Raw genomic sequence first — 18935 nt, forward strand, 5'->3', positions numbered from 1 at the left:
TCCAAGAACCTGCCGTGAAAAACTGCAAAAAAGAAGAGGAGAGAGATACTATGTCGGAAAAAATGATTGAAAACAACAAGGTTAGCGTGATTGGTGAGGTCGTATCGGAATTTACATTCAGCCACGAAGTATTCGGGGAAGGATTTTATATCGCAGACCTGGCAGTCAGCCGTCTGAGCGATCAGGTGGACGTGATTCCACTCATGATTTCAGAACGGCTTTTGGATGTATCGAAAGACTACCGCGGAATGACGATGGAGGCGATCGGCCAGTTCCGTTCCTACAACCGTCATGAGGGCGCGAAAAACCGTCTGGTGCTGTCTGTGTTTGTCCGTGAGATTCATTTCCTGGAAGAATTTACGGATTACACCAAAACCAACCAGATTTTTCTGGAAGGCTATATCTGCAAGGAGCCGATCTACCGGAAAACACCGCTGGGACGCGAGATTGCCGATATGCTGCTGGCGGTCAACCGTCCGTATGGAAAATCCGATTACATACCGTGTATTGCGTGGGGCAGAAATGCCCGCTATGCGTCCGGATTTGGCGTGGGAAGCCACGTGTGCGTGTGGGGGCGCGTGCAGAGCCGTGAATATACGAAGAAGCTGAGCGAGACAGAGTGCGAGAAACGTGTGGCATACGAGGTGTCGGTCAGCAAGCTGGAGTGCGTGGAAGAATAGGATAGGTTTAGGATGTTACAGCAAAGTTTGAAGCCGGTTATGCAATCTATAGGGCATGATAAATGGCTGGTTTTGCCATAGCTTGCCAAAACAGATAAAATATGCTAGAATAAGGCAGCTTACAGAATTCGTAAAACGATTATTGGATGGATAGAAATAAAACACACAGGTCTGTGTGTAAAAAGACATCAGGAAAGACAGTCTGTGCGCCAGCGCAGCGGGAGGCACAGAAAGAGGAGAGGGAAATGAAAAAGGGGAAAGTTCATATCATCTTCGGCACCGGGATGGGAAAAACAGCGATGGCACTGGGACGTGGTGTCAGTGCAGCCATGCACGGCCGGAAGGTAATTATGATACAATTCTTAAAGGGAGTGCTGAGCCATGAGACAGCAGATGGGTTAAAACAGCTGGAGCCGGCATTTAAAGTATTCCGATTTGAAAAACAGAATGAGTATTATGAAAATCTCTCTGAAGAAGGCAAAAAGGAAGAGCTCTGCAATATTCAGAACGGGTATAATTTTGCAAAAAAAGTACTCTGTACCGGCGAATGCGATATGCTGATTCTGGATGAATTTCTTGGGGTGTTAGATCAGAAACTGGTCGGAGACGATGCTCTGGAAACACTGCTGGCAGCGCGCGAGGAGAATGTCGATCTGATTCTGACCGGAAAAGTATGCCCGGCTGGGGCAGAGGAGCATGCAGACGAGGTGACGCGCCTGGAATGCCTGAAGCCGTCAAACGATCATGCGTGCATGAACGGTTGACAAGTATTCAAAGTAATGCTAAGATAGAAAAAACAAGTAGAGGTTGCGTTGATTATCAGTAAGCGGTCGGATGCGGCAGGTGCAGGAGAAGACAGCTGAAAGGATGATACGCCGAAGGGCTGCGGCGCCTGTATCTGCAGTTCCTGGGTGCAGGATGAAGAATTCTGTAACTGTCATCGATAGATGGGGAGCTACTGGGAGTTTGGATTTGAATTCATAGAGCTGGCCATTGTGCCAGCTTTTTGTACGCTCAGGACCGACAGGCTGCAAACATTCGTTTGAAGCGGGGACAGAAACGGACTCTGGAATAGAAACTCAGCCATCGTGCAAAAGAATAAGGAGGAAACAAAATGTCTATTTTTGAAGGAGCAGGCGTAGCGCTGGTAACGCCATTTCATGAGGATGGAAGCGTAAATTATGAGAAACTGGAGCAGATCGTAGAAGAACAGATCGCTGGCGGTACAGACTGTATTATCGCCTGCGGTACGACCGGCGAGGCGGCTACATTAAGCCATGAGGAGCACATCGAGGTGATCCGTTTCGTATGCCAGGTCGTAAATAAGAGAATCCCGGTTGTAGCAGGAACCGGTTCCAACTGCACAGAGACAGCGGTATATCTGTCTACCGAAGCGAAAAAGGCAGGAGCAGACGGACTTCTGCTCGTATCCCCGTATTACAATAAATCAACCCAGAAGGGTTTAAAGGTTCATTTCTCAGAGGTCGCAAAGGCAGTTGATCTTCCGATCCTTCTGTACAATGTACCGAGCCGTACCGGCGTCAATATCACCCCGGAGACGATCGTGGCACTGTGCAAGGAATATGAGAACATCGTCGGTGTCAAAGAAGCAAGCGGCAATTTCTCCGCGATCGCACAGATTGCAAGCCTGTCAGGCGGATCAGTTGATATTTACTCCGGCAACGACGACCAGACGGTTCCGATGATGGCACTGGGCGCAAAGGGCGTTATCTCCGTATTATCCAACGTGGCACCGCGTCAGGTACATGATATGTGCGCGGCATTCAAGGCTGGTGATGTAGCGAAGGCAAGACAGATGCAGATAGATGCAATTCCGCTGATTGAGGCGCTGTTCTGCGAGGTAAACCCGATTCCGGTTAAGGAAGCGATGAACATGATGGGCGAGGAAGTGGGTCCGTTCCGCAAACCGTTAGTGGATATGGAACCGGCAAACCGCGATCGTCTGAGAAGAGAACTGGTAAATTACGGAATCAGCCTGAAAGAGTGATAAGAACCGTTAAAATTAGGATGAGATAGGGAAATGAGGTTTTAACAGATGGTACGAGCAATTATGCATGGCTGTAACGGCGCCATGGGACAGGTTATTTCCGGAATTGCAGCGAAGGACGAGGAGATCTCTATCGTTGCGGGTATTGATATGAGAACCGAGCAGAAAAATGATTATCCGGTTTTTGCGTCTCTGAACGAATGCAAGGTAGAAGCGGATGTTGTGATTGATTTTTCCAATGCAGCAGCTGTCGATGAACTTCTCGACTGGTGTGCAGAGAAGAAAATGCCGGTTGTTCTGTGTACGACAGGACTTTCCGAGGTACAGCTGGCAAAGGTAGAAGAGACGGCAGAGAAGACAGCTGTTCTTCGCTCTGCAAATATGTCTCTTGGTATCAATATGCTCTTAAAGCTTCTGAAAGAAGCAGCGCAGATTCTGGCTCCGGCTGGATTTGATATTGAGATTCTGGAGAAACACCACAATCAGAAGGTGGATGCTCCGAGCGGTACGGCGATTGCGCTGGCAGATTCGATCAACGAGGCGATGGGCAATACATACCATTACAAATACGATCGTTCCGCTACACGTGAGAAACGTGATGCGAAGGAGATTGGTATTCAGGCGATCCGCGGCGGCACAATCGTAGGCGAACACGATGTCATTTTCGCTGGTCAGGATGAGGTGATTACCTTTAATCATACAGCTTATTCCAAGGCGATTTTCGCAAAGGGTGCGGTACAGGCAGCCAAATTCCTGGCAGGAAAGCCGGAGGGACGGTATGATATGGCGGATGTGATCGGTTAAGAGATTTTATACAGATGTGAAAATGGAACCCCGACTGTGAGTAAGTTTATCCACTCACAGCCGGGGTTTTCATTTCTGGAACTTTTCCCGCCCTTGTGTTTGTGGATGAAAGCTTCTGAAAATCAATTTGTCAAGGCTAGTGTATCATTTTTTTACATCTTGTGTAAAAAAATGACATCTTGTGCAGTGCAAATTGTAGAAAAATAAAACAAATGATAAGATGAATACAACAAGAAAAGCTTGAAATCGTGAAAAAGAAGAAAAACTCCAGAATAAAAATACATGAAAGACAGCTTTTCGATCAATACGAGGAGGTATGCTATGAGAAAACGCAAATGGATGAAGGCGGGTGCCTGTGCACTCAGTGCCGTTTTGATCATGGGCTTGTATGCTGGACCTGCTTTTGCCGAATGGGTAGGTACAGGAGGTGCAAGAGCCTACATCCTAAATGGACAGGTGCAGACAGGCTGGCAGCAGATCGATGGAAAATGGTATTACCTGAATGAACAGGGAGCACCGCAGATCGGCTGGGTAAAAGACGGGGACAAACAGTATTTCTGTACGGCGTCGGGGGAAATGGTCAGCGGTGTTGTCTGGATCAATGGAAAAACCTATTATTTTGGCACACCGGACAGTGGAGAGATGGCAACGGGCGTTGTCAGTATCAACGGAATTCCTTATACGTTTGAAAACGATGGCACATCGTTCGGCGGCCGCAAGCCGAGACCGGCGAGAAGCTTTGAGGTAAAAGTGGCAGAAGACGGAACGATGACCATCTTAGAGACGACCAATGCCGATACACCGAAGCTGAATTCCAGAACATCCAAAGAACGCAGACATTCTGGAGGCGGTGGTGGAAGCGAAACGCCGAGTGTGGTACCGAGTGATGCGCCGGCGACGAAAGAACCGACCGAAAACCCGACGCCGACCGTGAAACCGACCCAGCCGGAAGAGACGAAGGGGTATACAACAACGGAGCCACCGCAGACAACACCGGAGCCACCGCAGACGCCGGATCCATCGGAGGCGCCGAGGTCAACAGATCCGTGATCAATCTGAAACTAAGAGTATGAAGTGAAAATAATCGGCCAAGTTCAGATTTGGGGCGATTACAAACATTAATCATCTATAATTTAACCTTGTTTTTGCTCTCCTGCATATAGGATGATGGAAACAGATTCATATACTCCCGAGCTCTTTCCTGCGTATGTGCAGGGAGGATCCCGGGAGTATATAAATTATAGCGATGAGAAAGAAACGGCGTGTCTGAGGGGAGTGCCACCGAAATGGAGCACTTAAAAAAGTCGTTAAAGGAGGTGCCAGAATGAAATCAGCTTACTGTATCGCCATTACGGCGTGCCTGACTGTCATCTGGCTGTATGAGGAAAAGAAAAAGCGGGGGATGGCGGGAAAGCTTTGCTGGAAAGCAGCGGCCGGGTATCTGATTACGCGCTTTGTATTCTTTGCCATTTCTAATCAGGAGGTTCATGGCTTCCTGGAAGTCATGGCAATGGATCTGGTGACAGCCGGGCTTTTATATATTTTGTCCGGGAAAAACGGAAGCCGGGAATCAGTGTGGGAATGCCTGTATCTTTATATTTGGAATCCGATCCCGGTATTATCTGTTCTTTCACAGGGAAAAAAGCGGATGCTTTTTATCTGGCTGGCGGTATTGATTCTTTTCGTGGGCAGTTCGTGGATAGAGCACTTCAGAGCGCGTCTTGGAATAGAAAGATTCAAAAAAATTGGAATTCTTCTCACGGTTGCGGGAACTGGCATACTCTGGGCGCGGGATATCACCGGAGAGCGCTTCGGACAGTGCAGTCCGGGAGATGAATTTTATCCGCTGATGCTGATGTTTTTTGCAGTACTGGGTGTGGGAACCTGTGTATATGGAATTGCTTCTTATGTTGGAATATTACATGAAAAATGTCAGATTCCTGAATCGAGAGTCGAGCTGGATGAAGCAAAAGCGGCACGCTGCGCATCAAAACGAATGACGGGGAGTGAAAAAATAGATGCCGGGAAGAGCTTGGAAATAAAATCTTGTGAAAAGAACACAGAGTCGGAAAAGACCGGCGCGCCCTGGTCCGGCCGTGACTGGTGTATGGCAGCAGGATTGACAGTTCTCTTTGCTGTGATGGCATTTGTGAATCTTGGAAGCATGAAGGCGCCGCAGACTGCGTATGAATTTGAAAAAAATGATAGCCACGGAAATGAGATGGTGCTTCGGTTTGATGGAAGTGTGACTATCTCAGAAGCGCAGGTTTATCTGGGTGGAAAGGAGAAGAGACATTTTGTATGCTCGGTTCCGAATGCCGAGGGAGATGGCTGGGATGCCATCGGGGAAGAGACAGAATTGTTATCTGTATACTGCTGGAATCCAGTGGAAATTCATTACCGCACTTACGAACTAGGGATCGTGTCGATGGATGAGAGTGCAGAGGTTCTGGAAATCGTTCTTCTGGATCCAGATGGAAATCCGATCCTTCCATCCAATGCAGAGGATTATCCAGAGGCATTTGATGAGCAGGAATTGTTTCCGGCGGATACAACCTATGAATACCAAAGTATGTTTGATGAGGTTTACCATGCCAGAACGGCAAATGAGATAGTAGAAGGGTGTACAATTTATGAGACAACGCACCCACCGCTTGGAAAATGGTGGATGAGTCTGGGAATCCGCGTATTTGGAATGACGCCGTTTGGATGGCGGTGTGTATGTGCTCTGTTTGGCATCCTGATGGTGCCGGTCAGCTATGCGTTTATGCGGAAAATCAGCCGGAGTACATGGATTGCCTCATTTGCAGCACTGTTGATAGTCTTTGATTTCATGCATTTTACATTGTCAAGAATCGGAACCATTGATGTGATAGTGGGATTTTTTATCCTGCTTACCTTTTATCTGATGTATCTGGTGCTGGATGACTTGAAAATGGGATGCAGCTGGAAAACGGTGTGTCTGATGATTTTAAATGGCATGGCAGCTGGAGCGGCGATGGCATCGAAGTGGACAGGGGTATATGCCTGCGCGGGGATTGCAGTCCTCTTTTTTACATTTTTGTTCCAGGAATATGGGACAGCTGCGGCACGGACCAGAAAGGGAATGTCTGGACAGGCGGCGATAAGTTACCTGGCGGGGCTGTCTGTCATCTGTATCGCTGCATACATTTTGATTCCGGCAGTGATTTACGTTGCATCCTATCTTTCTTATGGAAATGGTATGGGAAATGGAAATGTTTTCCAGACTATGTGGGAAAATCAACAGCTTATGCTTCATTATCATGAGAAAACGGTGTTTGAACATCCATATGCCTCTGAATGGTATGAGTGGGCCTGGATTAAACGACCGCTTCTGGATGCATACACGTCGCTTAAGTCTGGTAAAATCAGTGTGGTTTCAACTTTTGGAAACCCGGTAATCTGGTGGTCGGCAATTCCGGCGCTATTTTATACTATATACCTGTGGCAGATTCGACAGGATAAAATAGCGGGATATCTGTGCATTTCCTATGCTTCTATGCTGTTTCCGTGGTTATTTATCCACAGAACCGTGTTTATCTATCAGTATTTTGCGTGCAGTATGATACAGATTTTAATGCTGGGAAATTGTCTGCATTTTTTCTGGGAAAGAGATCCGAAACGAACCAGGAAAGCAGCGCTGCTGTATCTTGCAGCAGTGATCGGCGCGTTCCTTCTTTTCTATCCGGTGCTGTCTGGATATCCGGTAAAACAGGAATTTGCCGAGCAGTGGCTGGAATGGCTGGAAGGTTGGGTGTTGTCATGAAAGAAAAAAAGAGAGACTGGGCGATCAGCGCTGGCTTTCTGGGGGTGCTTTTGACGGCTTATGTGATAAATTATAGATTTGGTTTTCTGGAAATTCTTGATTTTCATATCGAGAAAGTAAAGAAAGCATACCCAGCTTATTTTGGCACCTATGACCAGATGGGTGAATTGACTGCATGGTTGAATAAAATCGAAAATCTGTTGTGTATCGGACGGAATGGACAGCATCGCTACAATAACATGGATCATTCGATGATGACAGCATTTTGTGCAGTGGATCTCCTTCTGGCGGGAAGTGCGGATAAGGAGCATATCTGGAGTGTGAATACAGAAAAAGCGTATCATGAGAAAAAATAAACTGCCTAAAAACCACAACTTTCAGTTCGGAAAAGCCCTGCCTGTGAGCCGCATCATCTTTACAGATTTTTTTCTATTTGTTATAGTAAAAATGGAGAGGCACCTGCGGGAGGAATGCAGATGTCAGAGAAACATAGAAATGCACAAAAATCAATGCCGCAAAGCAGAAAGCTGTTTAAATATCAAAAACGGAAGATTCGCCGCTATCTGAAACGCGTCCGCTGGCGGAGGAAGCGGAGGCAGAGGTATTTTCTGTATGGACTTGCACTGGCTGTATCCATGTACCTGGCGAGTATATGGAAGATGCGGGAACGGATCTGGTCGATCCGAGAGATGGATGTGATCGAGTATGAACTGCCGGAGGGGGAAAGAGCAGAGAATGGGGCGGAGGAAGCGCCTGCAGACTGGCAGGAGAAGAGAACAGTTGAACGGGAAAATGCCGGGGAAACATACGGAGCGACAGAAAAAACGGGAACTTCCACGAAAATCCGTCTGCATCTGAAGACCGGAGAGCTGGAAATCCTGCACGAACGGGTGGAATCAGAAGGAGAGTGACTGTTTGCGGCAGGAAAAACGTTTGGCCGGGCATGAATGATGAATGGAAGAGCAGGAACGGTTACTGTGGTAAATTCCGTCACTGGGCATGTATGCGTGAACAGTAACCAAGAACGAAAGAGCTGCAGCCGGAACAGCGAAAAGTGATTGATTTTGAAAAGTGCCTGTATTATAATTTGCAGGTAGGATATTGAGAAAATGTGTCGGTGACGCCTTCAAATGGCTGCGAAAGAGACTATTTTCCATACCCTGAAAAAAGAAAGCGAGGTAGATTAGCCATGTACGACAGATATGTAAGCCCTCTTTCCGAGCGCTATGCAAGCAAGGAGATGCAGTATATTTTTTCTCCGGACAAGAAGTTCCGCACCTGGAGAAGACTCTGGATTGCGCTGGCAGAGACGGAGAAGGAGCTTGGCCTTCCGATCACGCAGGAGCAGATCGATGAATTGAAAGCACATAAGGATGAAATCAATTTTGATGTTGCTAAAGAGCGTGAGAAACTGGTGCGTCACGATGTTATGTCCCATGTGTATGCGTACGGTGTACAGTGCCCGACAGCAAAAGGAATCATCCATCTGGGTGCAACTTCCTGCTACGTAGGAGACAACACCGATATCATCATTATGACAGAAGCCCTGAAGCTGGTACGTAAGAAACTGATCAGTGTTCTGGATGAGCTGGCTAAATTTGCTGATAAATATAAAGCACAGCCGACCCTGGCATTTACCCATTTCCAGCCGGCACAGCCGACCACCGTCGGCAAGCGTGCAACTCTGTGGATGATGGAGCTCAAGCAGGATCTGGATGATCTGGATTATGTGCTTGGATCCTTACGTCTCCTTGGCTCCAAGGGAACAACCGGTACACAGGCAAGCTTCCTGGAGCTCTTTGATGGGGATCATGCAAAGTGCCGCAAGGTAGATCAGATGATCGCGGAGAAGATGGGCTTTGATGGCTGCTATCCGGTATCCGGACAGACCTATTCCCGTAAGCAGGATACACGTGTATTAAATGTTCTTGCCGGTATTGCACAGAGTGCCCATAAATTCTCCAACGATATCCGTCTTCTTCAGCATCTGAAAGAAGTAGAAGAGCCTTTCGAGAAGAATCAGATCGGTTCCTCCGCTATGGCATATAAGAGAAATCCTATGAGAAGCGAGCGTATGGCTTCCCTGGCTAACTACGTGATGGCAGACGTGATGAACCCGATGATGGTTGCATCTACCCAGTGGTTTGAGCGTACATTGGATGATTCTGCGAACAAGCGTCTGAGTGTTCCGGAAGGCTTCCTTGCAATTGATGGTATTCTGGATCTGTACCTGAATGTTGTTGACGGTCTGGTTGTATATCCGAAGGTTATCGAGAAACACATGATGGCAGAGCTTCCGTTCATGGCAACCGAGAATATCATGATGGATGCAGTAAAGGCAGGCGGTGACCGTCAGGAACTGCATGAGAAGATCCGTACTCTGTCGATGGAAGCTGGAAAGAATGTGAAAGAGAAAGGTCTGGATAACAACCTTCTCGAGCTGATTGCAGCGGATCCGGCGTTCAATCTGTCCTTAGATGACCTGAAAGCAGCGATGAAACCGGAGCGCTACACCGGCCGTGCAAAAGAGCAGGTAGATGAGTTCTTGGCAGAGGTAATCCAGCCGATTCTGGATGCAAATAAAGAAGATCTGGGAGTGAAAGCAGAGATCAATGTCTAAACAGGATTTACATGGAAGTGTGAATCTGGAGTATTACCGGGTATTCTGCAGCGTGTGCGAATGCGGCGGCATCACGGCGGCCGCAGAGGCACTCTGCATTTCCCAGCCGGCGGTCAGCCAGGCGGTCCGACAACTGGAGACCGCGCTTGGCTGCCGCCTTTTTTTGCGGACATCGCGCGGCGTGAAGCTGACGAGCGAGGGAGAATTGCTTCTGTCGTATGTCAGACGGGGAATTGATGCGATACAGGACGGGGAGACGATGCTGCGGCGCATGAAGGACCTGGAAACGGGCGAGATCCGCATTGGCGCGAGCGATATGACACTCCAGTTTTATCTGCTTCCATATCTGGAACAATTTCATGAGCAGTATCCGAATATCAAGGTGACGGTTTCAAACGGTCCGACGCCCGAGACCCTTGAAGCACTCTATCAGGGACACATTGATTTCGGTATTGTCAGCACACCTTTTGAGACCAAGCAGGCGGTAAAGAGTCTTCCGGTTCAGGAGATCCGCAATGTATTTATAGCCGGACCCAAATATGCAGCCCAGTTAAAGGGCAGAAAACTTTCATATAAAGAGCTGTTGAACTGCCCCTGCATCTTCCTGGAGCGCAATACCAGTACGCGCCGCTTTATGGATGAGTTTCTGGCAAAGCGCGGGGTTCGGCTGGAGCCGGAGTTTGAACTGGCCACCAGTGAGATGATTGTCCAGTTTGTTAAGCGGAATCTGGGAATCGGCTGTCTTATGTCGGATTTTGCATCGGAGGCTCTTGGAAATGGGGATGTTTTTGCGTTGGAATTTGACGAAGAGATGCCATCCCGTGAGTTTTGTCTGGTGGCAGCTGAAAAAGCCTGGATGTCCCCAGCGGCTGCGAAGCTTTTTAAGCAGCTGGCGAAGGTAACCACATGAGAAAAATAGGAGCTGCAAAGTAGCGGTTTTTCAAATCACATTGCCTGGCATATGTGTGAGCATCAATAGTATAAGTGTTAATTATGTAGCTTATAAATAATATTGATTTTACTTATATAGAAAAGTTGTGTATGATTATACAGTAAGAAGGCATGATCGTTTTTCGATCATGCCGAAAAGTATTTATATTCTTCTGAGGGAGGAAAATTCATGGTACGAGCAATAGTAGGAGCTAACTGGGGAGACGAAGGCAAGGGTAAGATTACCGATATGCTTGCTAAGGAATCCGACATCATTATCCGTTTTCAGGGAGGAAGCAACGCAGGTCATACGATTATCAACAATTATGGCCGTTTCGCACTTCACCTTCTGCCGTCCGGTGTATTTTACGGACACACAACCAGCATCATTGGCAATGGTGTGGCATTAAACATTCCATTCCTGGTAAAAGAGCTGGAAAGCCTGGTATCTCAGGGTGTTCCGATGCCGCATATTCTGGTATCGGACCGTGCACAGATCCTGATGCCGTACCATGTTCTGTTTGATACGTATGAGGAAGAGCGTCTGGGCGGCAAGTCCTTCGGTTCCACCAAGTCCGGTATCGCGCCGTTCTACTCTGACAAATACGCGAAGATTGGTTTCCAGGTCAGCGAACTGTTCGAGGACGAGGCAGCTCTGAAAGATAAAGTACAGCGTGTCTGCGAGACAAAGAATGTCCTGTTAGAGCATCTGTACCACAAACCGCTGCTGAACCCGGATGAGGTTCTGGCAGAGCTGATGGAATACAAGAAGATGGTAGAGCCGTATGTATGCGATGTATCTGCATATCTGCATGACGCGATCAAAGAGGGCAAAAACATCCTTCTTGAGGGTCAGTTAGGTTCCCTGAAAGACCCGGATCACGGTATTTACCCGATGGTTACTTCTTCTTCGACTCTGGCGGCTTACGGCGCTATCGGCGCAGGTATCCCTCCGTATGAGATCAAAGAGATCACAACCGTTGTAAAGGCATACTCCAGTGCAGTCGGCGCAGGTGCATTTGTCAGCGAGATCTTCGGTGATGAGGCAGATGAGCTTCGTCGTCGTGGCGGTGATAAGGGTGAGTTCGGTGCAACCACCGGACGTCCGAGACGTGTGGGCTGGTTCGACGCAGTAGCAAGCCGTTACGGCTGCCGCATCCAGGGTTCAACCGAAGTGGCTCTGACCGTTCTGGATGTTCTGGGATATCTGGACGAGATCCCGATCTGCGTTGGCTACGAGATCGACGGCGAAGTTGTTAAAGACTTCCCGGTAACCTACAAGCTGGAGAAGGCAAAACCGGTTCTGAAGACACTTCCGGGCTGGAAATGTGATATCCGCGGAATCAAGAAATACGAAGATCTCCCGGCAGAGTGCCGCAACTACATCGAGACGATCGAGGCAGAGCTTGGCGTACCGGTAACCATGGTATCCAATGGTCCGGGACGTGATGAGATCATTATGAGAAAGTAACTTTATAGAATCCAATTTCAACGGCGGTCCTGCATGATGAGTGCAGACCGCCGCTATTTTTGTGTAATAGGAAATTCCTTGGAATTCTCTATTACACAAAAAGGCACATTCTTTTTCAAGTTTATTCTGAAATCAGCCAGTCAATTAAATTCTTAGATTTTATGCCATCATAGGAAGAGTCCATTCCGGGATTCAGGGAAAGGACGATTTTTTCGTAATTGTCATTGATTTTTTGAAGAGGGAATAATTCAGGATAAGGTATGATTTGGTGTGAAGAAAATTGGAGGGATGCCTTGGATAGAGTCTGTGAGAACCGTTTTTTTTATGGTATGATGGATAAAAAGAAATCGTTTTATAAATGAAAAATGAGACAAACGGGAATCGCCAGAGAATGAGAAATGGAAACATATAGAGATTTACTATCGCAAATTCATACAAACTGTAAAAACATACCATTTCATAAGAAATTATCAGCCTACAACATTTTTGATGTATTAGAGATACAGAGCCGTGAAGTGATCATGTGCCGTTTTTTGACCAATCTGCTGAACCCGGAGGGAATGCATGGCTGCGGAATCCGGTTTCTGAAATCGTTTATCCGAGATGTGTTGAAAATGGATCCGGTAAGCGATACATTGCTATTGCATACGGAGGTAGTCAAAGAGTACCCGATTGATAAAGAGAGAAGAATTGATATTTTCATACGGAATGCGGAGTATCAGATTCCGATCGAGGTAAAAATCTATGCGGGGGAACAGGAAGGACAGTGTTCGGATTACTTTGAGATGGCACAAAATTCCCGATTGATATATCTAACCCGTTTTGGAACTCCGCCATCTGAGTACAGCCGGAAGAAGAAAGGCGGAGGAAATTTATTACCATTAGGGCAAATCCAGTGTATTTCATGGGCAGAAGATATCTATCGGTGGCTAAAAGGTGAATTGCAAAATTTAAAAGAGCCATTTCGGGCAGTGATGGAGCAATATTTGGATGCGGTACATAGCATAGCGGATGAAAGAGAGAAGAAAGTGGCAGATAAAGTGATTGAGGCATTGTACGAATCGCCGGAAAAATTTCTTGCCGGAATTGAGATTGAAAAATCAATGAAAAAGGCAAAGGTGCGGCTGATTCGCCAGGTGTTTGAAGAATTTCAGCAGCAGATGCAGCCGATTATAGAAAAATATGGTTTGAAATTAGAAAAGGATAGTGGATATTATTCCTATCAGGATTCACAGCATGATAAATTTTATGATTGTTACAGCACCTATCCCGGATTGAATTATGTGGTAAAAAAGGCAAAATTTCAAAAAGCGGGTCTGGAACTCTGGTTTCGGATTGAGGTAGAACATAATTTGTTTGCGGGATTTTGCCTGTTTGATAAAGAAGCCAGCTCCAAGGATGGCTTTTCGAAAGGCTATCAGGTAGATGATATAACCGACGGGCTTAAGCAGGAGGCATCCAGATATCTCAAAAAGGAAATAATTCTGCCGGAGGACTGGTGGTTTGCCTGGTGTTATCCGAACGGAAAACGCCACTGCGAAGAGGCAGAAGTGCCAGATTTTAAGCAGATGAATTCGTGCGCGGTTTCGCTTGTGGATGAAACGGCGCGGAGGGAGTATGTGAAGCGGGCGTTGGCGGTGTTCGAGAGAGAACTTTTGGGGTGGCTTTTGTAAAGGGATAAATTGTCGCTGAAACAGAATATCATACTGCACTATAAAAACACATTTACACAAACAAAAACATTGCAAATAACAAATATATTCTACCTTGAAACCGAAAGCGAGGCGTTTCACCAAAATGACAAGAGAAGAATTATTTCAATGGGTAAAACAGGAATATGGCACGGAAGCGGAATATCCGTGGAAGGATTCGAACGCAGTGCTGCGTCGGGCGGATAATGATAAATGGTATGGCGTGATTTTGAGTGTTGCAGGGAGTAAGCTGGGGTTGGAGGATGATAATATCATAGATGTTATAAATCTAAAGAGTGATCCGATGCTGATAGGTTCTTTGCGGGGGCAGAAAGGATATTTTCCGGCATACCATATGAACAAGGAGAAGTGGATCAGTGTTTTGCTGGGGGATGCGGGGCTGGATGAGCCGATTAAAAATTTACTTGCGTTAAGCTATGAGCTGACAGCGCCAAAGAAAAAGAAGAATACTTCCAAATAGGGGGGATCTTATGTCAAACTTTGAATTTTTAAAGAATACAAAAGAATATGCATTATTTGCGCCAGCGGTGGTGGAAGCGAAGCGCACCAGCAAGGAATGTTGGTCGGAAACAGGTTATGCTGTATGCGGACTGTTTAGAGAGGAAGTTTGGCCGCAGACCGATGATGTTTACGACGAATGGATTTGAAACGTATTTCTGGGATGACAAGACTTCTCCACAGCGTCCGGTCAGTGGCATTTTCAGAGTTTATTAACGATCAGTCATTGAAGCAACGGCAGATCAATTTTGTTCATAAGATTATTAATCATATGGAGCAGAATGGGTATATGGAGAATGTGGCTGTTTTGCAGAAGCCTCCGTTTGATAAGCCAATTAGTTTTTTAAAGCTGTTTGATGTGAGAACGAGAACAGCGCTTATGAAAGCGATTAATGATGTCCGGGAGAATGCGGTTACAGTGGCGGGATGATGAAAAAATGACAGGAGACTGCGGAGGCAGTCAGTATAGAAGAGTGAAAGAAGCGAACGACTGCGTATTGTGTTAGAAATAGACAGTCGTTTGCTTTTTGAACGTTATTTTTTCTTTTTAAAATATCGCAGTGCCACCGCATACCCATAGAGCACCGCCGGTATAACGATCGTGCAGAACAGCGATGCCAGCAGCAGATTTTCTGCCAGTGGACTGTCCATCAGGGCGAAGATGATGGAAGAGACGTAGAGGGCGATTAGGATAACAGCACCTGTCAGCGCCAAAATGCGTTTTGATTTCATATATGGTATCCTTTCTAATTTTATAACTCTATAAAAAAGAGTGATTGGAATTTGTAATCATTTTTATATTGTTTCAAAGGCAGATTGGATATTGCTGTCTTTGATGAACTGTCTTTTATTTTATTATTATAAAGGATGTAAGAATTTTTTTCTATACTTTTCATTTGCGGTGCGGTAAAATAAGAAGAGATGTGGCAACTGTTCACAGTTTTTTGCTTAATTATGAACAAGAAAGGGGAGGCACACGATGAATTGGAAGAAAAAATTTATGTGGGCAGCATCCTTTTTAGTATCCCTGTTTGTTTGTGGGACAGCGCTGGCGGCAGGTAACGATGCGTTTGCGGACACCCCGGCGCAGGGCAAGGAAGAAAATCAAGTTTACAGGTTCGGCACCGAAAATAATGCCAATGATATAACAGAGACAGAGGCATCGGCGACAGAAAGTGGCGCGGCTGGTTTTGAAAATAAAGAAATGTATCTGTATGAGGGCGAGTGGGTCGGAGACGGCGAGGACTGGCAGTACCGCCTGACGGATGGCAGCTTTTTGAAAGCGTCCTGGCTGAAATCGAATGGTCACTGGTATTATCTGGGAAAAAGCAGCTATATGCAGCGGGGACTCCGGAAAATCGGCACAAACCGTTATTATTTCGCCGAGAGCGGCGCGATGATGACTGGCTGGATTTATGAGGAAGAGACGGATCAGTGGTATCATGCAAACGAGGATGGAGCACTGACGACCGGCTGGTATCAGGCAGGAAATGCCTGGTATTGGTTTGATTCCAAATGTGTTATGTTCAGCGGCGGAAACCGGATGGTAAACGGGCATAAATATTATTTCTTTGACAATGGTCAGATGGCGGCGGATCAGTACGTGGAACTCAACTACTACGATGCAAATGGACTGCGCGACCGGACGCATGATGTGCGTTTGATGGGAAAACGGCGTCCGTCGGACAGTGAAAAAGAACAGATTACGAAAGAACTGGCAGGCGTGCCAAGAGAGTGGATCAAACGATTTGCAGAATCAGGCTGGGAGCTGATGTACTACACAGACAAGGCATACTTCTCAGCGCCGAAAACAGAGCAGGGTATCTATTTTGTCAATTATGATACAGATGTGCATTACAAGAAAATCAAATTTTCTAAACCGCAGGGACTTGCGATGGCATTCGGCGAGTTCGCTGCGTCGGAACTAAGCGACGAAGAAACCTCACGTGCCCTGACGGATTTCGAGCGATATCTGGCTGGCAGTGGACTGGTGCAGCCGCTTCCATCCTACTTTGACGATAAGCCGGAGATGCAGTTCGGCAGCTTTTTCGCCGCCTGCTGTGACGAAGATGTCCGAGCTGACATCCGAAAAAACAGTCCGGAATTATACAAATATGTCGTAAAGTTAGGATTCTGGCAGGAAGGACAAAAACCAGACGAAGCCGAAGGGGTCGAGATGAACTCTGATCCGGAATTTGCCGGAAATGGAGCCGGACCGGCTGGGGATGAATCTTTAAAGGCTAAGAGTGGTCCGGCATCGGAAGTGCCGTAAGAAAACGTGGTGGCAGCAGGAATTTGCCGTATGTAAATGCAAAGCCGCGGCAAATTCCGTTACTGGGCGCGTATGCGTGAACAGTAACCACTACTCTGCCAATTCCTCCCACTTCTCATACAATCCCTCTAACTTTGCATTCAGTTCTTCCTTCTCTTTATTCAGTTCCATCAAACGCGGAACATCGGAAAAGACAGTCTCATCGCAGAGAAGCGCATCGATCTCCTGATCGCGGGTTTCAAGGGTGTGGATTTCTTCCTCGACGCGTTTCAATTCATTCTGTTTCTTACGAAGCCGCGTCTGTTCTTCCTTCTGCTGTTTCCAGTCCAATTTGCCGGAGGAAGCGCTGGCTGCCGCCTGAACTGCAGCGGTCACGGCAGAAGCGGACGAAGCAGCAGAGGTACCAGTGCCATTTCCAGAAAGAGCAGTCGGATTTGCGCCTGTCGCAGCGGTCAGATGGCTGGAAGTCCCTGTGTTTCCGGCTCCGGAAGATTTTGCAGAGCGGCTGGCTGCCTGTGCGGCGGAAGCCAGATAGGCTTTCTCCTGCGTCTCCCTCTTTTCCAGATAATAATCGTAGTTTCCAATATAATTAATCAGTGTTCCCATCGTCAGATCGAGAATCCGGGTCGCAGTTTTGTTGATGAAATATCGGTCATGGGAGACGTAGAGAACGGTTCCGGTATAATGAACCAGCGCGTTTTCCAGAATCTCCTTCGAGGCGATATCCAGATGGTTGGTCGGCTCATCGAGGATCAGGAAGTTCGCCTCCGAGAGCATCAGCTTCGCCAGGGAAACACGTCCGCGTTCGCCGCCGCTCAGATCGCGGATGCGCTTAAAGACATCGTCGCCGGTGAAGAGAAATGCCGCCAGCACATTTCGGATCTGCGTGTTGTTCATATCCGGGTAGGTGTCCTGCAGCTCGTCAAAGAGCGTCTTGTCCATGTGCAGAACCTGGTGTTCCTGATCGTAGTAACCGATATGCACCTTGGAACCTAACCGGATCTCGCCGTTGTCCGGGGTCAGAAGACCGTTGATCATCTTGAGAATTGTGGTCTTGCCGGTTCCGTTGTTGCCGATGATGGCGATGCGCTCGCCGCGTTTTATCTCAAAGTTAAGATCCGTGAAGAGTGTCATGCCGTCGAAACTCTTGGCAAGCTCACGGACGGAGAGAACGTCATTTCCGCTGGTGACGCACGGTTCCAGCGTAATGTGCATCGCGTCGTTGATTTCGGTTGGTTTTTCCAGAAGATCCATCTTGGAAAGCATTTTTTCACGGCTCTCGGCGCGCTTGATGGATTTCTCACGGTTAAAGGATTTGAGTTTGGTGATAACCTCCTCCTGATGGCGGATCTCCTGCTGCTGGTTTAAGTAAGCCTTGAGCACACCGGCGCGGATGATCGCTTTTTTCTCGCTGTAGGCGGTGTAATTGCCCTGGAAAGAGGTGGCGATGCCGCCGTCCAGCTCGACGATCTTGGTCACGACGCGGTCCAGAAAATAGCGGTCGTGGGCGACGATGATGACCGTCCCGGCGTAGTTCATCAGATAGGTTTCCAGCCACGCGATGGATTCCATGTCGAGGTGGTTGGTCGGCTCGTCCAAAAGGATGATGTCCGGTTTGGAGAGCAGGAGCTTACCGAGGGAGACGCGCGTTTTCTGACCGCCTGAAAGTTCGGAAACCGGTTTGGAAAATTCTTCCTCGACAAAGCCGAGTCCCTTTAAGACACCGGTGATTTCACTCTGCCATGCGTAGCCGTTTAAAAGTTCAAATTCATGGTTTAAGCGGCTGTAAGTGTTGAGCATCGTTTCGAGCTTTTCGCCCTCGGCGTGCTTCATCTGGAGTTCCAGCGTGCGGATCTGCTGTTCCATTTCCAGAATCGGACGTTTGACCTCCAGAAGAGAGTCATAAATGGTGGTCTGGCTATGCAGATCCTGGTGCTGTGCCAGGTAACCGAGGGTTTTGCCCTTGGCGATGGTCACGGAGCCCTCGTCTGCTGCGAGTTCTCCGACAATTATTTTTAAAAGAGTCGATTTACCGGCTCCGTTGATGCCGACGATGGCGGCTTTTTCGTGATCTTCTACATGAAACGATACGTGTTTGAGGATTTCCTCTGTACCGAATGCTTTTGAAATATTGCTGCAAGATAAAATCATAG

At 47.4% G+C, this 18935-nt stretch carries 18 protein-coding genes and 1 riboswitch; of the genes, 16 read left to right on the forward strand and 2 right to left on the reverse strand.

Annotation, left to right across the window (positions count from 1 at the left end; translation table 11 throughout):
• Positions 1-50 precede the first annotated feature (50 nt).
• The 15 genes from DW739_RS00795 to DW739_RS00865 all read left to right on the forward strand — a co-directional run bounded on the left by DW739_RS00795 (position 51) and on the right by DW739_RS00865 (position 14940).
• Positions 51-680, forward strand: a complete 630-nt coding sequence (locus DW739_RS00795; RefSeq protein WP_022359532.1) for a single-stranded DNA-binding protein — start codon at positions 51-53, stop codon at positions 678-680.
• 245 nt (positions 681-925) lie between these two features.
• Positions 926-1444 carry a cob(I)yrinic acid a,c-diamide adenosyltransferase gene (locus tag DW739_RS00800; RefSeq protein WP_022359533.1) on the forward strand — a complete coding sequence of 173 codons (519 nt, stop codon included), beginning with the start codon at positions 926-928 and terminating at the stop codon, positions 1442-1444.
• Between the two features lie 29 nt (positions 1445-1473).
• Positions 1474-1646: riboswitch (Lysine riboswitch) on the forward strand.
• A 148-nt stretch (positions 1647-1794) separates the two neighbouring features.
• A complete protein-coding gene (gene dapA, locus DW739_RS00805) occupies positions 1795-2688 on the forward strand; it encodes a 4-hydroxy-tetrahydrodipicolinate synthase (protein WP_118467484.1) in 894 nt (297 codons plus the stop codon).
• A 48-nt stretch (positions 2689-2736) separates the two neighbouring features.
• Positions 2737-3492, forward strand: coding sequence for a 4-hydroxy-tetrahydrodipicolinate reductase (gene dapB / locus DW739_RS00810; protein ID WP_107001533.1), 756 nt, complete (start codon positions 2737-2739; stop codon positions 3490-3492).
• 321 nt (positions 3493-3813) lie between these two features.
• Positions 3814-4542, forward strand: coding sequence for a hypothetical protein (locus DW739_RS00815; RefSeq protein WP_182427915.1), 729 nt, complete (start codon positions 3814-3816; stop codon positions 4540-4542).
• 274 nt (positions 4543-4816) lie between these two features.
• Positions 4817-7279 (forward strand): phospholipid carrier-dependent glycosyltransferase, encoded by a 2463-nt coding sequence (locus DW739_RS00820; protein ID WP_118742465.1) that lies wholly within the window; start codon positions 4817-4819, stop codon positions 7277-7279.
• Positions 7252-7635 (forward strand): hypothetical protein, encoded by a 384-nt coding sequence (locus DW739_RS00825; protein WP_147355655.1) that lies wholly within the window; start codon positions 7252-7254, stop codon positions 7633-7635. Before DW739_RS00820 ends, DW739_RS00825 begins: the two co-directional genes overlap by 28 nt.
• 120 nt (positions 7636-7755) lie before the next feature.
• Entirely contained in the window at positions 7756-8190 is a 435-nt protein-coding gene (locus tag DW739_RS00830; RefSeq protein WP_118472488.1) for a hypothetical protein, read from the forward strand.
• A gap of 278 nt (positions 8191-8468) precedes the next feature.
• Complete coding sequence (purB, locus tag DW739_RS00835) at positions 8469-9899, forward strand: adenylosuccinate lyase (protein WP_022359544.1); 1431 nt, start codon at positions 8469-8471, stop codon at positions 9897-9899.
• Positions 9892-10809 carry a LysR family transcriptional regulator gene (locus tag DW739_RS00840; RefSeq protein WP_107001527.1) on the forward strand — a complete coding sequence of 306 codons (918 nt, stop codon included), beginning with the start codon at positions 9892-9894 and terminating at the stop codon, positions 10807-10809. The genes purB and DW739_RS00840 overlap by 8 nt, the downstream gene beginning before the upstream one ends.
• Positions 10810-11019: 210 nt before the next feature.
• Positions 11020-12300, forward strand: a complete 1281-nt coding sequence (locus tag DW739_RS00845; RefSeq protein ID WP_118467494.1) for an adenylosuccinate synthase — start codon at positions 11020-11022, stop codon at positions 12298-12300.
• Between the two features lie 398 nt (positions 12301-12698).
• A complete protein-coding gene (locus tag DW739_RS00855; protein ID WP_118742467.1) occupies positions 12699-13973 on the forward strand; it encodes a PD-(D/E)XK nuclease family protein in 1275 nt (424 codons plus the stop codon).
• A 124-nt stretch (positions 13974-14097) separates the two neighbouring features.
• On the forward strand, positions 14098-14472 hold the full coding sequence (locus tag DW739_RS00860; protein ID WP_107001522.1) for an MmcQ/YjbR family DNA-binding protein: 375 nt from the start codon (positions 14098-14100) through the stop codon (positions 14470-14472).
• A gap of 10 nt (positions 14473-14482) precedes the next feature.
• Entirely contained in the window at positions 14483-14659 is a 177-nt protein-coding gene (locus DW739_RS14805; RefSeq protein ID WP_182427916.1) for a hypothetical protein, read from the forward strand.
• Positions 14650-14940, forward strand: a complete 291-nt coding sequence (locus DW739_RS00865; RefSeq protein WP_118742468.1) for a type I restriction-modification enzyme R subunit C-terminal domain-containing protein — start codon at positions 14650-14652, stop codon at positions 14938-14940. Before DW739_RS14805 ends, DW739_RS00865 begins: the two co-directional genes overlap by 10 nt.
• A gap of 104 nt (positions 14941-15044) precedes the next feature.
• On the opposite strand, the gene DW739_RS00870 is transcribed toward DW739_RS00865, so the two are convergent.
• Positions 15045-15242: a hypothetical protein gene (locus DW739_RS00870; RefSeq protein WP_022359311.1), complete on the reverse strand. Its 198-nt coding sequence runs from the start codon at positions 15240-15242 to the stop codon at positions 15045-15047.
• A gap of 247 nt (positions 15243-15489) precedes the next feature.
• Between DW739_RS00870 and DW739_RS00875 the strand changes: the two genes are divergently transcribed.
• Positions 15490-16782 carry an N-acetylmuramoyl-L-alanine amidase family protein gene (locus DW739_RS00875; RefSeq protein ID WP_118742469.1) on the forward strand — a complete coding sequence of 431 codons (1293 nt, stop codon included), beginning with the start codon at positions 15490-15492 and terminating at the stop codon, positions 16780-16782.
• Between the two features lie 90 nt (positions 16783-16872).
• On the opposite strand, the gene abc-f is transcribed toward DW739_RS00875, so the two are convergent.
• Positions 16873-18933: a ribosomal protection-like ABC-F family protein gene (gene abc-f, locus DW739_RS00880; RefSeq protein WP_118673030.1), complete on the reverse strand. Its 2061-nt coding sequence runs from the start codon at positions 18931-18933 to the stop codon at positions 16873-16875.
• Between the last annotated feature and the right edge of the window lie 2 nt (positions 18934-18935).

This window comes from Clostridium sp. AM28-20LB (assembly GCF_003480665.1).
Taxonomy (GTDB): domain Bacteria; phylum Bacillota; class Clostridia; order Lachnospirales; family Lachnospiraceae; genus Otoolea; species Otoolea fessa.